Annotated in this window: 20 protein-coding genes; 5 read left to right on the top strand and 15 right to left on the bottom strand. The window is 36.1% G+C overall.

Going from position 1 to position 23,022, the window contains the following annotated elements; genetic code table 11:
• Nucleotides 1–3: 3 nt before the first annotated feature.
• The 10 genes from BMX24_RS01455 to BMX24_RS01410 form a co-directional block, all read right to left on the bottom strand.
• Nucleotides 4–1,128 (bottom strand): DegT/DnrJ/EryC1/StrS family aminotransferase, encoded by a 1,125-nt coding sequence (locus BMX24_RS01455; protein WP_089790312.1) that lies wholly within the window; start codon nucleotides 1,126–1,128, stop codon nucleotides 4–6.
• A gap of 32 nt (nucleotides 1,129–1,160) precedes the next feature.
• Nucleotides 1,161–2,351, bottom strand: a complete 1,191-nt coding sequence (gene lhgO, locus BMX24_RS01450; protein ID WP_089790311.1) for an L-2-hydroxyglutarate oxidase — start codon at nucleotides 2,349–2,351, stop codon at nucleotides 1,161–1,163.
• A 6-nt stretch (nucleotides 2,352–2,357) separates the two neighbouring features.
• A complete protein-coding gene (locus tag BMX24_RS01445; RefSeq protein ID WP_089790310.1) occupies nucleotides 2,358–3,653 on the bottom strand; it encodes a nucleotide sugar dehydrogenase in 1,296 nt (431 codons plus the stop codon).
• On the bottom strand, nucleotides 3,653–6,049 hold the full coding sequence (locus tag BMX24_RS01440; RefSeq protein ID WP_089790309.1) for a GumC family protein: 2,397 nt from the start codon (nucleotides 6,047–6,049) through the stop codon (nucleotides 3,653–3,655). The genes BMX24_RS01445 and BMX24_RS01440 overlap by 1 nt, the downstream gene beginning before the upstream one ends.
• 7 nt (nucleotides 6,050–6,056) lie before the next feature.
• Nucleotides 6,057–6,869, bottom strand: a complete 813-nt coding sequence (locus tag BMX24_RS01435; RefSeq protein ID WP_228404626.1) for a polysaccharide biosynthesis/export family protein — start codon at nucleotides 6,867–6,869, stop codon at nucleotides 6,057–6,059.
• Between the two features lie 36 nt (nucleotides 6,870–6,905).
• Nucleotides 6,906–8,840 carry a polysaccharide biosynthesis protein gene (locus tag BMX24_RS01430; protein WP_089790307.1) on the bottom strand — a complete coding sequence of 645 codons (1,935 nt, stop codon included), beginning with the start codon at nucleotides 8,838–8,840 and terminating at the stop codon, nucleotides 6,906–6,908.
• A gap of 296 nt (nucleotides 8,841–9,136) precedes the next feature.
• Entirely contained in the window at nucleotides 9,137–9,595 is a 459-nt protein-coding gene (locus BMX24_RS01425; RefSeq protein WP_089790306.1) for a regulatory protein RecX, read from the bottom strand.
• Between the two features lie 60 nt (nucleotides 9,596–9,655).
• Nucleotides 9,656–10,921 carry a serine hydroxymethyltransferase gene (gene glyA, locus BMX24_RS01420; RefSeq protein ID WP_089790305.1) on the bottom strand — a complete coding sequence of 422 codons (1,266 nt, stop codon included), beginning with the start codon at nucleotides 10,919–10,921 and terminating at the stop codon, nucleotides 9,656–9,658.
• A 108-nt stretch (nucleotides 10,922–11,029) separates the two neighbouring features.
• Nucleotides 11,030–11,176 (bottom strand): low molecular weight phosphatase family protein, encoded by a 147-nt coding sequence (locus tag BMX24_RS01415; protein WP_228404624.1) that lies wholly within the window; start codon nucleotides 11,174–11,176, stop codon nucleotides 11,030–11,032.
• Nucleotides 11,177–11,310: 134 nt separating this feature from the next.
• Nucleotides 11,311–12,213, bottom strand: coding sequence for an NAD(P)/FAD-dependent oxidoreductase (locus BMX24_RS01410; protein WP_089792669.1), 903 nt, complete (start codon nucleotides 12,211–12,213; stop codon nucleotides 11,311–11,313).
• A 104-nt stretch (nucleotides 12,214–12,317) separates the two neighbouring features.
• Here BMX24_RS01410 and BMX24_RS01405 point away from each other — a divergent pair, with 104 nt between their 5' ends.
• Nucleotides 12,318–12,695, top strand: coding sequence for a Fur family transcriptional regulator (locus BMX24_RS01405; RefSeq protein ID WP_089790304.1), 378 nt, complete (start codon nucleotides 12,318–12,320; stop codon nucleotides 12,693–12,695).
• 319 nt (nucleotides 12,696–13,014) lie between these two features.
• Here the strand turns inward: BMX24_RS01405 and BMX24_RS01400 are convergent, their stop codons facing one another.
• The 4 genes from BMX24_RS01400 to BMX24_RS01385 form a co-directional block, all read right to left on the bottom strand.
• Nucleotides 13,015–14,217, bottom strand: coding sequence for an efflux RND transporter periplasmic adaptor subunit (locus tag BMX24_RS01400; RefSeq protein WP_170835633.1), 1,203 nt, complete (start codon nucleotides 14,215–14,217; stop codon nucleotides 13,015–13,017).
• Between the two features lie 85 nt (nucleotides 14,218–14,302).
• A complete protein-coding gene (locus BMX24_RS01395; RefSeq protein WP_089790302.1) occupies nucleotides 14,303–15,574 on the bottom strand; it encodes an ABC transporter permease in 1,272 nt (423 codons plus the stop codon).
• Nucleotides 15,575–15,617: 43 nt separating this feature from the next.
• Complete coding sequence (locus tag BMX24_RS01390; protein WP_089790301.1) at nucleotides 15,618–16,847, bottom strand: ABC transporter permease; 1,230 nt, start codon at nucleotides 16,845–16,847, stop codon at nucleotides 15,618–15,620.
• 116 nt (nucleotides 16,848–16,963) lie between these two features.
• A complete protein-coding gene (locus BMX24_RS01385; RefSeq protein ID WP_089790300.1) occupies nucleotides 16,964–17,653 on the bottom strand; it encodes an ABC transporter ATP-binding protein in 690 nt (229 codons plus the stop codon).
• Between the two features lie 424 nt (nucleotides 17,654–18,077).
• Between BMX24_RS01385 and BMX24_RS01380 the strand changes: the two genes are divergently transcribed.
• The 4 genes from BMX24_RS01380 to BMX24_RS01365 all read left to right on the top strand — a co-directional run bounded on the left by BMX24_RS01380 (nucleotide 18,078) and on the right by BMX24_RS01365 (nucleotide 22,322).
• On the top strand, nucleotides 18,078–19,052 hold the full coding sequence (locus BMX24_RS01380; protein ID WP_089790299.1) for a ribonucleotide-diphosphate reductase subunit beta: 975 nt from the start codon (nucleotides 18,078–18,080) through the stop codon (nucleotides 19,050–19,052).
• Between the two features lie 198 nt (nucleotides 19,053–19,250).
• The gene (locus tag BMX24_RS01375; protein WP_089790298.1) at nucleotides 19,251–20,909 is read left to right on the top strand and encodes a ribonucleoside-diphosphate reductase subunit alpha; all 1,659 of its coding nucleotides are present in this window, start codon (nucleotides 19,251–19,253) and stop codon (nucleotides 20,907–20,909) included.
• A 98-nt stretch (nucleotides 20,910–21,007) separates the two neighbouring features.
• Complete coding sequence (locus BMX24_RS01370; RefSeq protein WP_089790297.1) at nucleotides 21,008–21,898, top strand: DUF72 domain-containing protein; 891 nt, start codon at nucleotides 21,008–21,010, stop codon at nucleotides 21,896–21,898.
• Between the two features lie 193 nt (nucleotides 21,899–22,091).
• Entirely contained in the window at nucleotides 22,092–22,322 is a 231-nt protein-coding gene (locus tag BMX24_RS01365; protein WP_089792667.1) for a hypothetical protein, read from the top strand.
• Nucleotides 22,323–22,398: 76 nt separating this feature from the next.
• Here BMX24_RS01365 and BMX24_RS01360 read toward each other — a convergent pair whose 3' ends face one another.
• Entirely contained in the window at nucleotides 22,399–22,938 is a 540-nt protein-coding gene (locus BMX24_RS01360; RefSeq protein WP_228404622.1) for a hypothetical protein, read from the bottom strand.
• Nucleotides 22,939–23,022 lie beyond the last annotated feature (84 nt).

The following is a 23,022-nucleotide window of genomic DNA, read 5'->3' as shown; positions in this document are numbered from 1 at the left end:
TTATTAGTTAAAAAAGTTTTTAATTTCAGAAATAATATAATCCGAAACTTCCTGATTAAATTCCGTATGAATAGGAAGAGAAATAACTTCTGAACACAGTTTTTCAGTAACAGGAAGACTATAATTTTCTTCTACATATTGCTGAAACGCCTCCTGTTTATACAACGGAAGCGGATAATAAACCATACTCGGAATATTTTTTTCTGCAAGGTACTTTTGCAGTTCGTCTCTTTTTCCGTTTTTTACCTTTAAAGTATATTGGTGGAAAACGTGAGTAGCATTTTTTGCTCTTTCAGGAATCTGAATTTCAGCAATATCCTTCAAATTTTCATCATAATAGGCTGCCATTTTATTTCTTGCTGCTGAATACTGATCAAGATTTTTTAATTTAACCTTTAAAATTGCAGCCTGAATCGTATCCAGTCTTGAATTGCATCCTAAAACTTTATGATAATATTTTTTTTCCTGTCCGTGGTTGGCAATCATTCTGATTTTGGAAGCCAGATCATCATCGTTGGTCATTAAAGCTCCGCCATCACCATAACATCCGAGATTTTTAGAAGGAAAAAAAGAAGTACATCCGATGTGCCCGATAGTTCCCGTTTTTTTTACAGTTCCATCTGTGAAGGTATAATCTGAACCGATCGCCTGAGCATTATCTTCAATAACGAATAAATTATGTTTTTCTGCAAATTCAAGGATTTTCTCCATGTTTGCGCCTTGTCCGTACAAATGTACCGGTACAATTGCTTTCGTATTCGGAGTTAAGTATTTCTCTAAACCTTCAAGCTCGATATCAAAAGTCTGTTCATCGACATCTACCATGATCGGTTTTAATCCTAATAATCCAATCACCTCGGCTGTAGCAACATAAGTAAATGCTGGACAGACAATTTCATCTCCAGGCTTCAAGTCTAAAGCCATCATAGCGATCTGTAAGGCATCAGTTCCGTTTGCACACGGAATGACATGTTTTACATTTAAATATTTTTCGAAATCTTGTTGAAATTCTTTAACAGCCGGTCCGTTGATGAATGCTGTATTGTCGATACATTCCTGAATTCCGGTGTTTATTTCATCCCTTATTTTTTCGTATTGACTTTTTAAGTCAACCATCTGAACATTCATACAATTTGTTTTATCCTAGTGTTTTTTTATATTTAAAATTCTATCAGCTCACTTATCTTATTTCCGATAGAAAGACAAGAAGTTGCAGCCGGTGAAGGTGCATTTCTTACGTGAATGATATTCCCGTTTTTCACGATGTCAAAATCATCAATTAAGGCTCCGTCTCTGTTACAAGCTTGTGCCCTTACTCCTGCCCCACCCGTTACCAGATCACTTTCCTGAATTTCAGGTAAAAGTTTCTGCAGTGCTTTTGTAAAGGCAGATTTTGATAAAGAACGATGCATCTCTCCCAATCCTGTTTTACCGTATTTTGCAACAATCCTTCTAAAACCAGGCCAAAAAAGAGTCTGTATGGTTTCATTAAAATTAAAATCAAAAAACTGATATCCTTCTTTTTTGAATGCCAGAACAGCATTAGGTCCGGCTTCGATATTTCCGTCAATCATTCTGGTAAAATGAACTCCCAAAAACGGAAAATTAGGATCCGGAACAGGATAGATAAGATGTTTTACCAGATGTTTTTTTTCATCTTTAATTTTATAATATTCACCTCTGAAAGGAATAATAACAACATCATTCTCTTCATTGGTCATTTTTGTGATTTTATCAGAATAAAGGCCTGCGCAAGAAATCAGTTTCTTTGCTTTAAATTCTGAAACATTGGTTTGAACAATAATTTCAGAACCTTTATTAATAATATTTTTTACTTCATTATTAAACTTAACTTCGCCTCCTAATTCTTCAAAAAGCTCTTTAATTTTTTTTGCAACTCCCGGATAATCAATAATTCCTGTCTGAGGAACTTTTATTGCTCTCACGCCTTCACAATGAGGTTCTATTTCACGAAATTCTTCCCTGGAAAGATATTTCAGATCCTGAAGACCGTTTTCTATACCTCTTTTATAGATATTGTCTAAAAGCGGTAATTCTTCCTGCGAAGTTGCTACAATAATTTTACCGCAAAGATCGTATCGGATTCCGTACTCTTCAGCAAAGTTGATCACAGAATGATAGCCTTCAATACAATTTTTGGCTTTTAAACTTCCCGGTTTATAATAAATTCCGCTATGAATCACCCCACTATTGTGTCCTGACTGATGTATTGCGACATCATTTTCTTTTTCTAAAATTAAGATCTTAGAATCAGGATTTTTTAGTTTTGTCTGATACGCAGTAGCCAATCCGACTAGCCCCGCTCCGACAATTATGATATCATAGCTCATTATTCTTTATAATCTTGCGTCTACCAAATTTCTATCCAGACAAGCCTTGGTATCGAAAACCACTGCATTATCTTTTTTCAACAACTCAAGATCCATCTCAAGGAACTCGTTGTGAGAAACAGCAATAATCACCGAATCATACTTTTTCCCATCAATCAGAGTATCCAGAATATCAATTCCGTATTCATGTTTTACCTCTTCTTTGCTTGCCCAAGGATCGTAGATGTCTACATTTACTCCGTAATCTTTAAGTTCCGCATAGATATCCACTACTTTAGTATTCCTTACATCCGGGCAGTTTTCTTTGAATGTCACACCTAAAATAAGCGCTTGAGAATCTTTAATGATCCCTCCTTTTGTAATAAGAAGCTTTACAACTTTAGAAGCAATAAATTTTGCAATCGAATCATTCACACGACGACCTGATAAGATAACGTCCGGATGATAACCTAATTGCTCTGCCTTGTGAGCAAGATAATAAGGGTCAACAGAAATACAGTGACCTCCTACCAATCCCGGTTTATATTTCAGGAAATTGTATTTTGTTCCGGCTGCTTCCAAAACGTCATTGGTGTCAATCCCTATTCTGTCGAAAATTAATGCCAATTCGTTTACAAAAGAAATATTGACGTCACGCTGTGCATTTTCAATCGCTTTTGATGCTTCTGCTACTTTAAGGCTTGATGCTTTATGTGTTCCTGCAGTAATGATTTTTTTGTAAAGATTATCCACTTCTTCCGCAATCTCTTCTGTGGAACCAGACGTTACTTTTTTAACGCTCGTAAGTGTATTTACCTTATCTCCTGGATTAATTCTCTCCGGTGAATAGCCGACAAAGAAATCTTCGTTATATTTTAAACCTGAAAATTTTTCAAGAACAGGCACACATTCTTCTTCTGTACAGCCAGGGAAAACCGTAGATTCGTAAATAACAATATCTCCCTTTTTGATAATTCCTCCCAGCATTTTTGAAGCAGAAAGTAAAGGATTAAGATCCGGAGCATTGTATTTATCGATTGGGGTGGGAACCGTTACAATATAAACATTGGATGCTGCAATATCGGATAACACGCTTGTTGCTTTGTATCCGAAAGATCCATTAGTTTCATTGTATTTTTTTAAGCCGTTATTAAGCTTTTCTATATCAGCTTCAAGGGTAATATCGTGTCCTTCATTAAGCTGATCCACTCTTTGAGCATTAATATCAAATCCTAAAACAGGATAATGACCGGCAAATTCCAAAGATAATGGCAGACCTACATAGCCTTGTCCGATAACAGCTATTTTATATGTTTTCATCATTAACTAAGTTTATTTTTTATTTTTTCAAACCATGTTTGTTCGTGGTGACTGTTGTATCCGTAACCATATTTGTTGCTGTATCCTAAATTTTCTCTGTTTACATCATTAAGGACAAAACCAACGTTTTTAATTTTCTTTTGATCAATATTAGTATTGGCAAATTCAAGTAAAGCCTTTTCTGTGTATCTTGATCTCGATACATAGATGATAATATCTGCCAGCTCAGCGATAAGGAATGTATCGGTTACCAGAAGCAACGGAGCTGTATCTAAAATGATATAATCGTATCTTGTTTTCAACTCTTCAATAAGAACTTCATAACGACCGTTGGAAAGTAATTCTGTCGGATTTGGCGGAATCATTCCTGAATAAATCACATCCAGATTTGGATTGAACGAAGAAACATGAATAACATCTTCAAGCTTCGTATGATCCGAATAAAGGTATTCCGTAAGTCCGGCAAGACCTTTTCTTGCAGGATTATATCTTTGTAATTGCGGATTTCTGATATCCGAACCGATAATAATTGCTCTCTTCTTAGGATTTGCCAATGTTAAAGCCAAATTCACCGAAGTAAAGGTTTTCCCTTCCCCTTTTACCGTTGAAGTTACAAAAACGACCTTTCCTTTTTTATCCTTTGGAAGCATAAAATTCATATTGGTAATAAGAATTCTGAATGCTTCTGCCATTGGAGTGATATCATTTACTTTCACAATTTCAGAATCTCCTTTTTCAAGGCTCGGCAATTCTGCAATAACCGGTGCATGGATCAGTTTTTCTAAATCGTGTTTTGTTTCAATCTTATTGTTGAGTAATTCTTTCAGATAAATGATAAGGAATGGTATTAATAAACCTAAAAAGAATGCCGCTAAAAGAATAGCATTGCTTTTTGGAGACACAGGAGTTCCTAACGCATATGCCTTGTCTATCACTCTAGCTTTTGGAGCTGTAATAGACTGAGCTATTGCCGTTTCTTCTCTTTTCTGTAGTAAAAGAAGATATAAGTTTTCCTTGATTTGCTGCTGTCTTTCAATACTTCTGAACATTTTTTCGATCGCAGGAATCTTAGAAATTTTTCCGGCAACTTTGTTTTGTTCTCCTTGATACTCATTTCTTGCCAGTTCCAACCCTGTTCTATTTCTCTGAAGACTCTGCATGATAGAAGTTCTCATCGAGTTGATCTGCTTAGAAACATCAACAACAGTAGGGTTTTCCGGGGTAGCAGATTCAAGCAATCTGTTTCTTTGTAATATTAGTTGGTTGTAGGTGGAGATTCCAGCGGTTGCTTCAGGATTATTTAAACCTACATTTGCTGGCAGCACCTGATACTGCCCTTGATTGGAAACAAATCCTATTAAAGAATTCGTAAGTTCCAACTGAGCATCTACTTCCAGCTGTTTAGCTCTTGCAGCAGCAGAGCTTTCCAAATCGATTTTGGCTTCTGTTTCAAGATCTGTAAGATTGTTTTTGGATTTGAAGCTTTCTTTCTGATTTTCTACATCTCCCAGCTCTCCTGATAGTTTTTTGATTCTATCCTCAATAAAATTAAGTGTTTTATTAGATTCTGAATTTTTATCTAAAATCGCTTCGTTATTATAGACTACAACAAGGCTATTTAAAATATCCTGGGCTTTTGTGATTTGCGGATATTTCAGTGCCAGATTAAGTACTGTAGCATCCTTATTGATAAGACTTACATTAAGCAGTCCCTGAAGACTGTTTACTTTAGAGTCTATTGATGAAATATCTAATTCTAAATTTTTATAATCTAGTCCTTTTATAATATTGGCATTAAAATCCTTATTTTTAATAATGATAATATTTGCAAATGGAAGGCCTATGGTTTTATTAAAAGCAGAAACAATTTCCCTCGGCAATTTATCCGATTTTAAAATAAGTTTTTCCCCATCTATTGTCAGTTGTATCTTTCCTCCTGAGCCTACATTACTTTGCTTTTCGGATATTACTTTTACCTCTATTGGTGACGTTTCTTTGTATAGCTCCACAGTAGACACTCTGCCCTTTGCAATAATACTGGTTTGGAGATTCTGATTGACCACAACCTCTCTCATCAGTTTTTTAGACTTAAGAATTTCAATTTCGTTAGCGATACTATTTGTCTTCATTCCACCGAAACTCGATAAGTCAGGCAAAACACCCAAATCGTTTGAAACTGGTGAAGATGAGTTTTTAGCATCTTTGATCAATACTGTAGTTTGTACCTGATAAACCGGCACCATAAATTTCAATGCTATATATCCTATTATTACAGTCAATATCGCGCTGAGAATAAACCATGGCCATCTTCTTAAATACGGCTTTATAGTTTCATTAAGATCAATAGTATTTGGATTATGATTTGTTTCTGGAAGTTGCGGAGATTGTTGGTTGTCCATTAATTTCTTATTTCTTAATTAAACTAACTATCACTGCTGCTGCTGTTATGGCAATTGATGCAGCAGTTAAATAAAGTCCGGTATTTGGATTTTGTTTTGCCATAAGATCCCTTGTCTTATTGGACGCAACTATGATAGCATCTCCTTGCTTTAGATTGTAATATGGAGAATTGATCAGATTAGCATCATGAAGATTTATTTTACCGTGGGTAACCTGACCGTTTTCTGTTCTAATGATTAAAATATCATCTCTTTTTCCATACATTGTAAGGTCTCCCGCCAAACCAAGTGCGTTCAAGATGGTACCCTGTCCGTTTGCAATGGTATAATCTCCTTGTCTGTTTACTTCGCCTAAAACCGTAACTTTAAAATTTACAATTCTTACATTAACTGTCGGATTAATGATATATTTTGTCATTCTATCTCTCAGTTCGTTTTTAAACTCCACCAATGTTTTGTCAGAAGTACTTAATTTTCCTACAACCGGAAAATCAATATCGCCATTGGCATCTACAATATAAGTGGGTCCTGATACCGATACCATTCCTTGATTGGGAGTATTTCCGCCAGCAATCGAGTTGGTCTGTACAACTTCTGATGAAGAATAATTCTGATTGAATGGTTTTACCACATCCATATCTTTTGCGGTAATAAGAATGACCAGTTGATCACCTGGCTGAATGGTACTATTAGTGTTTTTAGCAGAGGCATCAATAGCGACCTTTTCTATATTTTGCATATAGTTCAGATCACTTGGATTAGTTTTACAGGAAACTAATAAAAAAGCTGATATTATAACCAGTACTTTACTTTTCATCATATTTTAAAATTGTACAAATATACATTTATATTTTTCTTATTTATCCAGTACCTCGTAGACAGAATTATTACTTCTAAATTCTGGTACAATTATTTTCAGAATCCGGACTACTTCTACTTTATCTTTTTTTAAGGAAGCTCTGGTAATCATGTTTACCAAAGAATCAATTTCTAAAAATTCCATTGTAGGATCTTTCGAAATCATTATTTTTTCATTGTGTGTAGGGAGCGTTTTGGCATCGTCGCTCAGCAGCTCTTCGTACAGTTTTTCACCAGGTCTTAAACCTGTATAAATTATTTTAATATCAATATTCGGTTCAAAACCAGAAAGCTTTATCATTCTATTGGCCAGATCCAGGATTTTTACCGGTTCTCCCATATCAAATACGAAAATCTCACCTCCTTTTCCCATTGTTCCGGCCTGTAAAACCAGTTCGCACGCTTCAGGAATCGTCATGAAGTATCTTACAATCTCAGGATGGGTAATGGTAACGGGACCTCCCGCTTCAATCTGTTTTTTGAAATGCGGAATTACAGAACCGTTTGATCCCAAAACATTTCCAAATCTTGTCGTGATAAATTTCGTAGTATTTCCTTCTACATTCTGCAATGACTGAACAAATAATTCCGCTGCTCTTTTTGAGGCACCCATGACATTGGTAGGATTTACAGCCTTATCTGTAGATACCATGACAAATCGGTTCACTTTGTATTTGCTGGAAAGAGTGGCAATGATTTTTGACCCTAAAACATTTACTAAAATTCCTTCATGCGGATTTTCTTCTACCAAAGGAACATGCTTATATGCCGCCGCATGATATACCATAGAAAAATTATACGCCTGAAACAGCGGTTCTACTCTGTGCTTGTTTGAAACATCAGACAACACAAATTTGAATCTGATATGAGGAAATTTTTCCTTCATTTCAAGCTCAATATCATACAAAGGAGTTTCTGCCTGGTCTAAAACAACAATTAAAGAAGGGTTAAATTGTGCTACCTGTCTTACGATTTCGCTACCGATCGACCCGGCTCCTCCGGTTACAAGAATATTTTTATTAAAATATCTGCTTGTAACCTCTTCGCTTTCGATTTTGATGGGTTTTCTGTTTAATAAATCCTCAATCTGAAGATTTCTGATGGAACCACCCAAATCGCTGTCTCTTAGTTTTTGAACTGATGGAGCTTTGAAAACACTAAGGTCTTTTTCTAAAAATAAATTCACCCACGAATTCATTTCATCCTTAGACATCATTTCTTTAACGATGATTACCCCATCAATAACCAGTTCTTCTTTCGTATTTTTCTCGATTTTTTCTTTTGCGTAGATCGGTTTTCCCAATAACGAAGCTCTTTTTGAGTCTGTTCGCTGTGTTAAAAAACCAACCACGTGATAAGGCAGGCTCGGATTATCTAAAATGGCTCTTGCTATGGCAATAGACTGCTCATCGATCCCTAAAACAAGAATTCTTTTCTTTAAAGTACTTCTTCTGTATTCCCTTACAATATGAAAAAACTCCTTTACATACAGTCTGAAAAGGAACAATCCCATAAAGGAAACGATAAAATATAGAATTAAATAAGGTGTAAGTATAAATTTTCCTCCGGTAATCCAAAAATAAATAATATTAATGGTTCCTATAACAAACATGGTACAGAAGCAGGATACCAGCAATTTGAAAAGGTCTATAAATGTAGAATGTCTGATAATCCCCGCATACGTTTTAAAAATGTACATAAAAACGACATTCGTAAGAACGATAGCAGCAAAGACCGTACTTTTATCGTCATGATAGATAAATTCTTTCTGACTGATCTTTTCTATAATGTACGATGAAAGGAATAGAGATATAACCAGAATAATAATATCTATTACAAGAATTATCCATCTGGGAAGATATCTTACATCCGAGAGATTGACAACATTATCTCCTCCAAAAATTTTTCTCCTAAGAGATTCGTATCTTCTCATTATTCATGTTCATGTATAAAAAAACGACATTCATCATATTATGAAAGCATTCATGCAAAATTAAAATAAAATTTCATCTATACTTTAAATTTAAAATAATTTAATCATTAAAATTAGACAAAATATCAAAAATCCTTCCCTTACACTCGTTAGTCAAATTACTACCTGAAGGCAAACACAATCCCTTTTCAAAAAGCATACCAGAAAACAGATTTACCAATAATAAAATCTCCTTTCACATTTAATAATTTCAGACTGAGATGGAATGAATCTTGTGTGTGTTTACTCATTTATGTTCAATCAAAAATATCATTTATTTTCTCATATTCAAAACCTCTGCTCATTAAATATTTTATAGTTTTTGATTTTTTTTGATATTCTTTCAATCCTTTTTGCTTTGAAGCATAATCTTCATAAATTTTCCGGATTGTTTTTTCATAATCTGCTTCATCTATTTCATCAAAACATTTGTTGATTAACTTCTCAGAAATCTGTTTCTGCTTCAGATTCATCCTGATTTTGTTCTTTCCCCAGTGTTTGATGTAGAATTTCCCTCTTATGTAGCTTCTGGTAAATCTTTCTTCATTAAGATAATTTTCCTTTAAAAGATAAAGCATAATCTCTTCTTTGGCTTCCTCTATCAACAAAAATTCTCTCATTTTCTGCTCAACTTCTGCGTGACAGCGATCCTGGTAGACACAATAGTTGACCAGTTTCAGTTTTATTTCGTCAAAAGTATAAGACTTCTTTTCCATAGTATAAAAAAAGAATGAGCATAGACGCCCATTCTTTATATTTTTAATTCAGATAAAATATTAATAATTGAATAATGCTTTACCTTCCATTAATTCATTAACTTTCTTTCTTACAGACATGATTACTTCTTCATTTTTGATATTGTCTACAACCTCAGAAATGAATCCTGCAATCGTATCCATATCATTTTCCTTCAACCCTCTTGTCGTGATCGCTGCAGTTCCCAATCTGATCCCAGAAGTCGTGAATGGTGACTTATCATCAAACGGAACCATATTTTTGTTACAAGTAATATCGGCAAGAACCAAAGCTTTTTCAGTTTCTTTACCGTTTACATTTTTATTTCTAAGGTCTACAAGCATCAGGTGATTGTCTGTACCTCCACTTACAATGTCAAATCCTCTTTCGATCATTGCTTTTGCCAAAGCTCTTGCATTCGACTGAACCTGTTTTGCATACACCTCAAACTGAGTATCCAAAGCTTCACCGAAAGCTACCGCCTTACCTGCAATCACGTGTTCCAACGGACCTCCCTGAATTCCCGGGAAAACAGCTCCGTCCAGAACCTGGCTCATCATTTTGATCTCTCCTTTCGGAGTTTTGTGCCCGTAGGTATTTTCAAAATCTTTCCCCATCATGATCATTCCTCCTCTCGGACCTCTCAATGTTTTGTGAGTAGTCGTTGTTACGACATGACAGTGTTCAAATGGATTGTTTAAAAGACCTTTTGCAACCAAACCGGCTGGGTGAGCGATATCTGCCCAAAGTGTCGCTCCGATCTCATTTGCAATCTCTCTGAATTTTGCATAATCCAAATCTCTGGAATATGCGGAGAAACCGGCAATCATCATTTTTGGTCTTTCTCTCAGAGCTACTTCTCTCATTTGGTTGTAGTCGATAAGACCCGTTTCTTTTTCTACTCCGTAAGAAACCACTTCATACTGAATTCCTGAAAAATTCACGGCAGAACCGTGGGTAAGGTGACCTCCCATCGAAAGATCCATCCCCATAATTTTGTCTCCTGGTTTCAAAACTGCAAGATAAATCGCCGCATTCGCCTGAGAACCGGAATGTGGCTGAACATTCACATAATCTACACCGAAAAGCTCTTTTGCTCTGTTGATCGCCAGTGTTTCAACCTCATCTACTACTTCACATCCTCCGTAATATCTTTTACCGGGATATCCTTCTGCATATTTGTTAGTCAATACGCTTCCCATAGCTTTCATTACATTTTCAGAAACAAAGTTTTCTGATGCAATCATCTCAATTCCATGGGTTTGTCTTTGTCTTTCTTTTTCAATCAGGTCGAAAATAATGTCCATTTTACTTTTAGTTTTTGAAATTTTTCACCCCAAAAGTACGAAATTTCCTCCGAGATTTCAGCATTGATAAATATGATTTTTGGATTTAAAATTTATCAAATTACTTCATCATATATTTTCTTTAATAAATTTCTCACAATAATTTTTAATTTCTTCCCGAACATTCCTAAACTGCCGAGCAATTTCCTCCTCTGTACCAAAAGCTTTTGCAGGATTCCGAAAATAGTGGGAAATATCAATTCCATCTTCTTTCATTGTTGCAATGGCTAGCAAATAGAATTCCATTCAATATTTCCTTTAATTAAGTCTGCATTCTTTAATGTTGGGAAACCGTCGGTTGTGTCAATGGAAGTATCTTTTGTGGTTAAATAAAAAGTTTAAAAAATTATTTATGAAAATTCTTCATCGCAAAGTTCTTTATTAATAATGGCTCCAGTGAAATTCCCCTGAGCCACTGCATTGGCAACCGACCTCATCATCGTCACATTATCTCCACAGGCAAACACTCCGTCGACATTCGTTTTATGGAAATGATCGATTTTAATAAAACCATGTTCCGTTAATTCCAATCCCAGATCTTCCGTATTGATATTCTGTTCAAAAGGAATTTTTGCGTACAAAGCTTTTAATGCAACTTCGTTTCCGGTTTTTAAAATTAATTTTTGCATTTGTCCGTTTTCATGGATGATTGCTTCTATTTCATCCTCTACCAGGTTGATTTTATTCTTATTTAAAATTTCAATCTGTTCGTTGCTTAAATCCGCTTTTCCATTGGTAAATAAAGTGAGGTCTTTGGTAAGATTATAAACAAGCTTAGAAAATTCGAACAACATTTCCCCGTTGGAAAGAATACCTGTTGGCTCGCCTTTTACTTCGTAGCCATGGCAATAAGGACAGTGAATCACAGAAATTCCCCAGCATTCTGAAAATCCTGAAATATCGGGCATCATATCCTTAACTCCTGAAGCTAAAATCAGTTTTTTAGCGAAAAAATTTTCTCCATTATCTGTTTCCACTTGAAAATCTTCTGAAACTTTTACTGTTTTTATCACTATTCCGTTATGGAAGTGTACCGTTTCATATTTTTCCACCTGTTCTTTTGCCAGATCAGAAATTTCTTTCGGAGTTTTCCCGTCATGAGTAATGAAATTATGGGAATGCGGAGTCTGTCTGTTGCAGGGTTTTCCGCTATCGATGATTAAAACTTTTCTCAAAGATCTTCCCAGAGACATCCCGGCAGATAATCCTGCGTAGCTTCCTCCTATGATAATGACATCAAATTTGTTTTCCATAGTTTTTTTGTTGCTTGTTGCTTGTTGCTTGTTGCTTGTTGCAAAGGTAAAATAATTTTTCATTAATGCGACTTAATCGCAATAATAATTTTTATATTTGCAACATGGCAAAGAGAAATACCATCACAAAACAACTGATCCTGGAGTCTTTAAAGAGCTCAAAATCGGCGGTAAGTCAGGAGATTTTACAGAAAGAATTGGGCGAAACGGTAGACCGGGCCACGATTTACAGAGTCCTGAACAGTTTCTGTGAAGATGGAATTGTGCATAAAATCCTAGGCGATGACGGGAAATATTATTTTGCCATCTGTGTGAATTGCTCAGAAAAAAAACACAAGCATAATCATTTCCATTTCAGATGCTTAACTTGTGGGAAAATAGAATGCTTACCTAATGAGATGGAAGTGAAATTGCCACAAGGCTATCAATCTGTGAATTTTAATGGTTTTATTTCGGGGTATTGCGCGGATTGTTCAAATTAATCTTATGATTTTTAAACACTAATTACACAAATAAATTTCACTAATAACACTAATATTGTCGTTCGTACACATTCAAACCTAACGGGTTTTAAAAACCCGTTAGGTTTAATAATCATCATTATTTTATCACAAAGGCGTTTCACTCAGCAAAGTTTACAAGTCGATTTTGTCATTCAGAGCGAAATAAAATGGGGCGTGGAATCTAAGTTTAAAGTTTAGCACATTGTTTAGATGACGGAATATTGTATGAATTTTTCAAACAAAAATCCTGAGAAAAATATCCCAGGATTCACAGTTTGAAATTTATAGTGTTAGTTTACTATTTTTTCGATTTTTCTTTCAACTCTTCTTTGTCTTTGTCGGAAGGATTCCAAACTTTGATTTCAGAGTCTTTTGTAATCGGCGATCCCGGAAGAATCTGAACATTAATTCCGTCGCTGGCGCCTAATTTTATATATTCTTTTTTGAACTTACCGTCTTTTTGTTTTACCTCAACAAAAGGAACGTCTTTTCCGTTTTTCTTTTCGTATTGAACCAACGATTCATCCAATAACAAAGCATTTTTCTGAGAATTCAAAACGATCTCGCCGTTTGCAGAGAATCCGGCTCTGATGTATTCGTTGTTTGGGTTGTAAACGTCTCCTTCCACCGGGAATTTGATGGTTCCGTTGTTGTCTTTTCCTTTTGGCGCGATCATCGTCAGTCTTCCCGGAAATGTTTTATTTTGAAGAGCACCGATCACGATATTCATGTTCATTCCTTGTTTTAATTTTCCGGCTTGAGCTTCATCGATCTCTCCCTGGAAGATCAGTGAATTAAGATCTGCAATTGAACAGATCGTCGTTCCGGCGTTGAAAGAATTGGCCTCGATCACCTGGCTTCCCATTTTAACAGGCACTTCAAGCACCGTTCCAGAAGCTTTTGAACGAATCTGGGTGGTTGCAAGACTTTGCAATTCCGGAGTTGAACCCGTTTTTGCGATCTGCAATGTTTTTTGCGCCGTAACCAATGCCTGTTGAGCATTTCTTAACGCTTGCTGTGTAGAATATAGCTGTTGTTGTGCGTTCAGATATTCCTGTTTTGAGGCAACACCCTGCTTGTATAATCTTTCCTGCATTTCAAATTGCTTGCGCATATTATCAACATTCAATTTGGCATTATTGATCTGAAGCTGTTGGTTATCCACATTCTGTTGTGCACTGTTTACATCTGCAAGATTCGGAACGATTCTTACCGTTGCGATCAGCTGACCGGCAGTCACCTTATCGCCTTCATCTACAAGAATTTTGTCGATGATCCCTGCTATATTTGGTTTGATTTCAATTTCTTCTTTTGGAATAATTTTTCCTGTCGCCATCACCTTATCATCCATATTCTGAATGGTCGGCTTACGCGTAAGGAAAGCTTCGCTCTCTTTCGAATTGGATTTTATAAGATATCCGATTCCTGAGAACAACGCCACTGCAAATAAAAGCCCCAAGACAATATAAATGGCTTTTTTCCAAGTGAATTTCTTTTTCATATGTATAGTTTATTTTTTATTTAAGTGGTTTTATTTTAATTAAAATGATTGAGCATGATTTACAATTGATCACCATTCATTTTTTCTATTCTGTTCTTAATGCTTCGATTGGTCTGATCTTTACGGCTCTTTGTGCAGGAATCATTCCGATAATCAATCCGAGGACTACCATGACACCCAGCGCGGCAAATACATTTCCGTAATTGACCGTCGGATTATAAAATGGAAATGCGTCCTGACCCTGCGTTGCCATATTTAAGATCATTAAGACAAAAATCCCGAACATAAATCCGAGCAGCCCGGACGACAGCGTGATCACCACACTTTCCAGCAAAATCTGGTTTCTCACCTCCGAAGGTTTTGCTCCCAACGCTCTTCTGATCCCGATTTCTTTTGTTCTTTCCTTTACGGTAATCAAAAGGATATTCGAAATGGCAATTACCCCTGCAAGAATCGTTAACGTTCCTACAATGATGGTTAAAAGCTGCATTCCGGTTAAGAAACCCGTCAGTTTTTTGAACTCTTTTCCCAGGTTGAAACTTCCGAATGCATTGGTATCTTCCGGAGAAACTTTATTTTTTGATTTTAATTCTAATTTTACATTTTCTTCCACCGCATTTACATTCGCATTCGGTTTGCTCACGATCGCAAACATATCGATCTGATCTCCTGCATTATACATTTTCGTATACGTAGAAAGCGGAATAAAAACAGTCTGGTCATTTTCAAAACCTCCGCCTTTTTTCACTCTGAAAACTCCAATTACATTAAAGAAAATTCCTTTAATATTAATCGATTTTCCAAGCGGATTTTCATTCTTTTTGGCATCAAAAAAGTTTTTATAAATCTCTTCTCCGATGACCGCTACATTTTTATTTCCTGAAACATCGGCATCGTTGATATATCTTCCGAAAATCAGTTTTTTCTCTGAAATTTTATTCCCTACCGGAAAATCTCCCGTCAAAGAATACGTTCCGTTTTTCCCGTTTCTGGACATCGCTTCTCCCGGTGTTCCAGTGAAACTTCCCCTTGCATTCTGAGGTGAAATATAATCGATCTCCGAAATTTTTCTTTTCAGCATATCCATATCCGTAAGGTGAAGGTGCATTTGTCTTCCTTTCGGGAAACCTTCGTACGGAATCGATGTATTTTGGGCCCAAAGGAAAATAGAGTTGGTCGCAAATCCTGAAAATAATTTGTCGAAGCCGTTTTCCATTCCTTTTGCCGCTCCAAGCAAACTTACATACAAAAACATACCCCAACCCACACCAATCATGGTAAGGAATGTCCGAAGCTTATTATTTCTCAGAGAATAATAAATTTCCTGCCAAGTATCTTTTTTAAATATAATATTCACTTTATTTAATTATAAGTTAAAAATTATGAGTTATGAGTTTTAATTACTCCGTTCTCAGTGCTTCGATCGGTTTAATTTTCGATGCTCTGTATGCGGGTACAAATCCGGCAATCAATCCTGAAAAAACCAATGCAATGAATGCCATGATGATGGTTCCCCATCCTACGCTAGGATTTTTGATGAAGTATTCTTCCAAGCCGTCACCGATTAAGTTTAAGGCTAAAACTCCCAATCCTACTCCCACAAATCCTGAAACTACGGTAATCACGACACTTTCCTGAACAATCAAAGCAACAATGCTTCTCGGTTTTGCACCGATGGCTTTTCTTACCCCGATTTCTTTGGTTCGTTCTTTGACAATATACACCATGATATTGCTGATCCCGATAATTCCTGCCAAAAGAGTTCCCATTCCGATAAATCCTACAATCGCTGTAAGAACCGCCATGAAAGTGAATGTGTCGTTCATATTCTGGGCATTGTTCCAGACTCTTACCCCGTTTTCATCGTCGGGAGATACGTTTTTCCGGGATTTTAATCTTTCTTTTAGCTCATCACCGTATTTTATGGCTTCCTCCGGCGTCAGTTTATCGTTGTAGGCAATATAATTTATACTTACCGTATCCGAACCTTTCTTCATCTGCTGTAAAGTAGTGATAGGAACTGTAATATGTCTTTCGTCCCAATCTCCTCCATCGTCAGAGAAAACTCCGACCACTTTGAACATGGTTCCGTTGATATTTAATTCTTTCCCGATCGGGCTTGCGTTTTTTATTAAGTCACGCTGCACCATTCTTCCGATTACGGCAACGTTTTGCTTTCGATCCAAATCAGTAGGCGTCAGATAGCGTCCTTCCAACATTTTCCGGTTTTCGATAATTTTTTCTTCCGGTCTTGCCCCGTTGATCTGGTAGTTTCCACTTTCTTTACCGTATTTCACCAATAAATTTGCAGTATATCTCGGTGTTGAACTTCCCACTTTTTCTTTATCGACATTAACTAAAAAATCGTAGTCATCATTATTCATCGTTATCTGTCGATCGGATTGAAGCCCGTTATAAGCGATGGTGGTTTTCCCGGTTACAATTGAAATCAGGTTCTGGGCATCTCTTGCAAATCCTTCCGTAAAAGCATTCTGCAGCCCCGTTCCTATCCCAAAAAGCACAATGAAAATAAATAATCCCAAAGCCACTGTAAAACCAGAAAGCACCGTTCGCAATACATTACTGCGAATCGAACTGAATATTTCCTGCCAACGATCTAGGTCGAACATATATTTAGATTTGAAGCGGGAAGCTTGATGATGGAAGTCTCCAATCTTTCCGCTGATTTATTTTTTATTAAAATTTTCTTTCTATTAGTAAAACTTCCTTCTTCCTTCTTCCAGCCTTAAAGCACCACCTGCTTAATAAACTCATCACTTTCGATGATTCCGTCTTTCAGGATGACATTTCTTTTTGTTTGTGCGGCAACATCCGGTTCGTGCGTTACTACGATGATCGTTTTGCCTTCGTTATTAATATCCTGAAGAAGCTTCATAATATCGTGTGTGGTTTTTGAATCCAACGCCCCTGTCGGTTCATCCGCCAAAACAACTTTAGGATTGGTAATCAGAGCTCTTGCGATGGCAACTCTTTGCTTTTGCCCTCCGGAAAGTTCGTTGGGTAAGTGATTTGCCCATTGTGCCAATCCTACTTTTTCCAGGTATTCCATCGCCTTTTGGTTTCGTTCTTTTCTTGGAACGTTCTGATAATATAAAGGTAGGGCAACATTTTCCAAAGCCGTTTTATATCCGATCAGATTAAAAGACTGAAAAATAAATCCTAAAAACTTACTTCTGTATTCTGCTGCTTTTACTTCAGACAAATGCTCGATCGGAACACCATCCAGCTCATAGGTCCCGGAATCTTTTTCATCAAGAATACCAATGATATTAAGGAGTGTAGACTTCCCGGAACCGGAACTCCCCATGATCGAAACAAACTCGCCTTCTGAGATATTTAGATTGATCCCCTTGAGAACGTGCAACTTGCTTTTCCCCGTATCGTATGATTTATGTAAATCCTGAATTACTAACATTAAGTGATGTATGTTTTTATAACTAATAAGTAGAAGATATTTTCGATTTGTTACAAGAATAGAAATTTCTTTAATTAAATTATTGTTTAATATTTAAATTATTAATTTACAACATATTATAAAAAAGTGTTTAATTGTAAGACACTGATAACATCCATTTTTGTGGAATAATAGTTTGTAAGTCAATATCTAAGCGGTTTTTATGTAAATGTGGAAAACTTTTAAGGTTAAAACTCAATCATTTAGTGTTTCACCCTTTCAAATACAGTTCTTGTTTTCTAACTTTGTGCTTGCACATTACAAAAAATAAAAACACTTTCTTGTTAAAAACTTTCACACACAAGTCACGACAAATCAGATTGTTGAATATTTTTTGAACGTTATCCACAGTGATCTATTTATTTTAATTTTAAGACATTTTAATATGGGAATTTTTGATAAAAGAGTAAGTTATAAGCCATTTGAATACCCTGAGGTTCTTCAATTTGTAGAAGCTATCAACAAATCGTTCTGGGTGCATTCAGAAGTGGATTTTACTGCAGATGTTCAGGATTTTCATTCGCAGTTGGAGCCACACGAAAAACACGCTGTAAAAAATGCACTTCTTGCTATTGCACAGATTGAGGTGTCTGTAAAGACATTTTGGGGAAACCTATATAATCATATGCCAAAACCTGAGCTGAACGGCTTGGGAGCAACTTTCGCAGAATGTGAATTCCGCCACTCGGAAGCGTATTCGAGATTGCTGGAGGTATTGGGATATAACGAAGAATTTACTCACGTTATAGAAATTCCTGCCGTAAAAAAGAGAATTGACTTCCTGTCAAATGTTCTGAAACACGCCAATTCTGCGACTCCGAAAGAGTATGTTTCTTCTCTTTTATTATTCAGTATTTTGATTGAAAATGTTTCGCTTTTTTCTCAGTTTGCCATCATCCTTTCTTTCACAAGATTTAAAGGATACATGAAAAATGTTTCTAATATTATTGCATGGACTTCAGTGGATGAGCAAATTCACGCCAATGCCGGAATTTATTTAATCAACAAAATCCGTGAAGAGCAACCTGATTTATTAACTGATTCTGATATTGAAGACATTTATACTTTAGTAGATCAGTCGGTAGAACTGGAAGGTGAAATCCTTGACTGGATTTTTGAATTGGGCGAATTAAGCGTTTTCTCAAAAGAAGATTTGTTAAACTTCATGAAATACCGTGTTGATGACAGTTTAAAGAAAATCAACATGAATACAAAATACAATGTTTCTCCTGAACAATACAGACCAATGGTTTGGTTCGAAGAGGAAGTTTTTGCCAATTCTATGGATGATTTCTTTGCAAAAAGACCGGTAGATTATACGAAACATGATAAGAGTATTACGGCGAACGATCTTTTCTAAATTTTAGATTAGCACTCTAAGTTTTGGATTAAAAAGCGCGAGCGAAGCGAGCGTCGAAACAGATAGTATTAGCGTTTTGTCATGCTGAGCCTGTCGAAGCATCTAGTATAATGTAATCTTTCCAGATTTACAATTATTAAAAAGCAACAAAATTCCTGAGTCCTAAAACCACTCGGGAATTCGAAAATATAAACAACTATGGAAGAACAAGGTACAAATATATGGTGGCTCAATGAAGAGTCTGAGCAAATGCTGAACAGAGGCTATTTGCTAAAGGGGGAAACTGTGGAAGGAGCAATCGACAGGATTACCACTGCAGCCGCAAAAAGATTATACAAGCCCGAACTTCAGCCTGCCTTCAAGGAAATGATCACCAAAGGATGGATCAGTTTCTCGTCGCCGGTTTGGGCAAATATGGGAACACAAAGAGGTCTTCCTATTTCTTGTTTTAACGTTCACATTCCGGACAGCATCGAAGGAATTACCCACAAAATGGGTGAAGTGATCATGCAGACAAAAATCGGAGGAGGAACTTCAGGATATTTCGGGGAACTTCGTAACAGAGGTACTGCAGTAACAGACAACGGAAAATCTTCAGGAGCTGTTTCTTTCATGAAATTGTTTGATACGGCAATGGACGTTGTTTCTCAGGGCGGTGTAAGAAGAGGTGCTTTTGCGGCTTATCTTGATATCGACCACGGAGATATTGAAGAATTTTTATCCATTAAAGACATCGGAAGCCCGATCCAGAACCTATTCACAGGAATTTGCGTTCCTGATTACTGGATGCAGGATATGATCGATGGCGATATGGACAAACGTAAGATCTGGGCAAGAGTATTGGAAAGCCGTCAGCAAAAAGGGTTGCCTTATATTTTCTTTACGGATAACGTTAACAGAAATAAACCACAGGTTTACAAAGATTTAGGACTTCCTGTAAATGCAAGTAACCTTTGTTCTGAAATCATGCTTCCTTCATCAATGGAAGAATCTTTCATCTGCTGTTTATCATCAATGAACTTAGAATTGTATGATGAATGGAAAGATACGGATGCAGTAAAATTAGCCATCTATTTCCTGGATGCCGTTTTATCCGAATTCATTGACAAAACGGAAGGAAATTATTACCTTCAGGGAGCCAGAAACTTCGCCATGCGTCACAGAGCGCTTGGATTGGGAGTTTTAGGGTATCATTCATATTTACAAAAGAATATGATTCCGTTTGAAAGTTTTGAGGCAACTCAATTTAATGCAAGAGCTTTCAGACACATCAAAGAACAGGCAGAACAAGCGTCAAGAGAGTTGGCCAATATCTATGGTGAACCGGAATTATTGAAAGGATACGGATTGAGAAATACCACCACAATGGCGATCGCTCCTACGACTTCAAGTTCTGCAATTTTAGGACAGACTTCGCCGGGAATCGAGCCGTTTGCTTCTAACTATTATAAAGCTGGTCTGGCAAAAGGAAACTTTATGCGTAAGAACAAATATTTAGCAAGATTATTAGAAGAAAAAGGTCTTGACAACGAGGAAACTTGGAGAACGATTATGCTGAACCACGGTTCTGTTCAACATTTGAAAGAATTAACTGAAGAAGAAAAAGCAGTATTCAAAACATTTAAAGAAATTTCTCCGATGGAGATTATTTCTCAGGCTGCTCAAAGACAGCAGTATATCGATCAGGCGCAATCGCTGAACTTACAGATTCCTTCAACGATGCCGGTAAAAGATGTCAACTATCTTTATATCGAAGCTTGGAAAAAAGGAGTAAAAACCCTTTATTATCAAAGAAGTTCTTCTGTTTCTAAAGAAATGATGGTAAATTTTGTTACCTGCTCTTCTTGTGAAGCTTAAGAATTCCCAAATAATAAACATCAACATATTCACTAAAGCACGCTTTTTCAGGCGTGTTTTTTTTGTTATATTTGTTTAATTCTTAAAAAGCAACAGATATGAAATTCGGACAAGTAGAAGATCCTTCCAAAATAGATTTCACATTACCAAAAGATCATCCAAGAACAAAGGAAATTTTAAGCCAGAATAAAAAAGGTTTAGAAAATATTTCTATCGGATGTGCAAAATGGAACAAAACCGATCTGAAAGGGTTTTATCCGAAAGGTACCAAAGACGAATTGACATATTACGGAACCCAGTTCAATTCCATTGAATTAAACGCTACTTTCTACGGAATGCCGACTCCGGAACAGGTACAGACCTGGAAAGAAAAAACTCCGGAAAATTTTAAGTTTTTCCCTAAAATCACCAACACCGTTTCACATTTCAGAAGACTTTTGAATATTGATGACGTTGTGACTCAGTTTGCCACTGCCGTTTTGAATTTTGATGAAAAACTAGGCATGGTTTTCTTACAGCTTCACGATAATTTTAAACCAAAAGATTATGAAAGATTAGAAAAATTCGTAAAAAACTGGCCAAAAGAAGTTCCACTGGCAATTGAATTAAGAAATACCGAATGGTTTACCGATGAAGACATTTTAAACACAACCTGCGAACTTTTCGAAGCTCATAATATCACGAATATCATCGTGGATACGGCGGGAAGAAGAGATATGCTTCATATGCGTCTTACCACACCGAATGTCTTTATCCGTTACGTAGGAGCCAATGCAGAAAGCGATTACGAAAGACTTGATGACTGGCTGAAACATCTTAAACAATGGAAAAAAGAAGGGCTGCAGAATCTGTATTTCTTTGTCCATCAAAACATTGAAAAGGCATCACCCCTACTTTCTGCTTATTTTATCAAAAAAATGAATGATGAGTGGAAAACTGACCTCTTAATTCCCAAAATGGCAACCGAAAATACAGGAACACTTTTTTAGGGTGCGTAAAGTTTTATTTTAACCAGACAATTTCAGAATCAATTATCTTAAAAAATCCAATTTTAATAAAAATAATTCACTTTTTTATCCGAAAAAAAAATTACTGAAAAACCTCCATTCGTATTGTAAAATTTATTATATTAGGGAGTATTATAAATACACATAAATGTTGAACTCTCTAAAAAACAATGACATGGAAAAGGAAATTTGTACAATCAGCATCACCACCAACTGGCTCGGTGATGAATATACTTTTTATGAGGATGACAGAATAAAAAGAGTTTATGATAACAATAGCCTTAGTTCTGACGTCACAGAATGGCTGGAACCCAACCAGATCAGTAAGCAGAATAAAGATAAACTTGTCAAAAACTGTCCGGAAGAATTTAAAGAAAGAATTATGCTGATTTTAGATTATCCTTAAAAAAATTTATTGATTCGATAAAAAACTGAAAAGATTTATTATAAAATGAGTCCCGACTTAGTATGTAAGTGGGGATTTATTTTCTCCTGATCAGTAGAACCAAATTAAGAAACAACAGAAGGAAATCCAGTGTGACCCAAATCCCCTGTTTTATATTTTCATAATTATATGCTTCTACCTGCTTTTTAGCAATATCAGAAAGCTTTACGCTCTGGTTAATATAATTCTGAACCTCAATAATCTGGTCGATATTTTTATTGGGAACCGAATGCTGTGTAAAATACACCAGGTTTTTCTTACCCAAATACCCTACAATCCAGTATTCATTGGATTTTTCCATTTTCAGGTATTCGATTCTGTAATATTCGGGACGAATTTTTCCGATGTGTTTGGTTTCAATGGCTTTGTTGGCATCAGGATCGTTTAGGTTTATCACATAAAAATCCAAAGGCTGCGGGAGTTTATTGATCACCTGCAATGCCAAAGAATCTTTCACAATTCCCATTGCACTTTTCTTGATAAACCAATACGTAAAAAATGAAATTGAAAAAACCAGCGTAATGATCCTGAATAATTTTGCCCACTCGGCGCCTTTTCCCTTCTTTATTTTAGACAAAATAAGAGAAAAAAACAAAGCCCAGAAAATAAGCAAAATCACAAATACCATGATACAAAGATACTGTTTTTAAAAAGCTTTGAG

It is taken from the genome of Chryseobacterium wanjuense, assembly GCF_900111495.1.
GTDB lineage: Bacteria > Bacteroidota > Bacteroidia > Flavobacteriales > Weeksellaceae > Chryseobacterium > Chryseobacterium wanjuense.
The sequence above is the reverse complement of the archived record's forward strand: the minus strand, read 5'-3'. Positions and strand labels throughout refer to the sequence as shown.

Excerpts from the sequence above, each read along its gene's own strand:
- BMX24_RS01365 (WP_089792667.1), top strand. The coding sequence starts at position 22,092 with ATGGAAAAGGAAATTTGTACAATCAGCATCACCACCAACTGGCTCGGT.
- BMX24_RS01380 (WP_089790299.1), top strand. The coding sequence starts at position 18,078 with ATGGGAATTTTTGATAAAAGAGTAAGTTATAAGCCATTTGAATACCCT.
- BMX24_RS01390 (WP_089790301.1), bottom strand. The coding sequence starts at position 16,847 with ATGTTCGACCTAGATCGTTGGCAGGAAATATTCAGTTCGATTCGCAGT.
- BMX24_RS01370 (WP_089790297.1), top strand. The coding sequence starts at position 21,008 with ATGAAATTCGGACAAGTAGAAGATCCTTCCAAAATAGATTTCACATTA.
- BMX24_RS01400 (WP_170835633.1), bottom strand. The coding sequence starts at position 14,217 with ATGAAAAAGAAATTCACTTGGAAAAAAGCCATTTATATTGTCTTGGGG.
- BMX24_RS01375 (WP_089790298.1), top strand. The coding sequence starts at position 19,251 with ATGGAAGAACAAGGTACAAATATATGGTGGCTCAATGAAGAGTCTGAG.
- glyA (WP_089790305.1), bottom strand. The coding sequence starts at position 10,921 with ATGGACATTATTTTCGACCTGATTGAAAAAGAAAGACAAAGACAAACC.
- BMX24_RS01385 (WP_089790300.1), bottom strand. The coding sequence starts at position 17,653 with ATGTTAGTAATTCAGGATTTACATAAATCATACGATACGGGGAAAAGC.
- BMX24_RS01455 (WP_089790312.1), bottom strand. The coding sequence starts at position 1,128 with ATGAATGTTCAGATGGTTGACTTAAAAAGTCAATACGAAAAAATAAGG.
- BMX24_RS01435 (WP_228404626.1), bottom strand. The coding sequence starts at position 6,869 with ATGATGAAAAGTAAAGTACTGGTTATAATATCAGCTTTTTTATTAGTT.
- lhgO (WP_089790311.1), bottom strand. The coding sequence starts at position 2,351 with ATGAGCTATGATATCATAATTGTCGGAGCGGGGCTAGTCGGATTGGCT.
- BMX24_RS01440 (WP_089790309.1), bottom strand. The coding sequence starts at position 6,049 with ATGGACAACCAACAATCTCCGCAACTTCCAGAAACAAATCATAATCCA.
- BMX24_RS01445 (WP_089790310.1), bottom strand. The coding sequence starts at position 3,653 with ATGATGAAAACATATAAAATAGCTGTTATCGGACAAGGCTATGTAGGT.
- BMX24_RS01430 (WP_089790307.1), bottom strand. The coding sequence starts at position 8,840 with ATGAGAAGATACGAATCTCTTAGGAGAAAAATTTTTGGAGGAGATAAT.
- BMX24_RS01405 (WP_089790304.1), top strand. The coding sequence starts at position 12,318 with ATGGCAAAGAGAAATACCATCACAAAACAACTGATCCTGGAGTCTTTA.
- BMX24_RS01415 (WP_228404624.1), bottom strand. The coding sequence starts at position 11,176 with ATGAAAGAAGATGGAATTGATATTTCCCACTATTTTCGGAATCCTGCA.
- BMX24_RS01425 (WP_089790306.1), bottom strand. The coding sequence starts at position 9,595 with ATGGAAAAGAAGTCTTATACTTTTGACGAAATAAAACTGAAACTGGTC.
- BMX24_RS01410 (WP_089792669.1), bottom strand. The coding sequence starts at position 12,213 with ATGGAAAACAAATTTGATGTCATTATCATAGGAGGAAGCTACGCAGGA.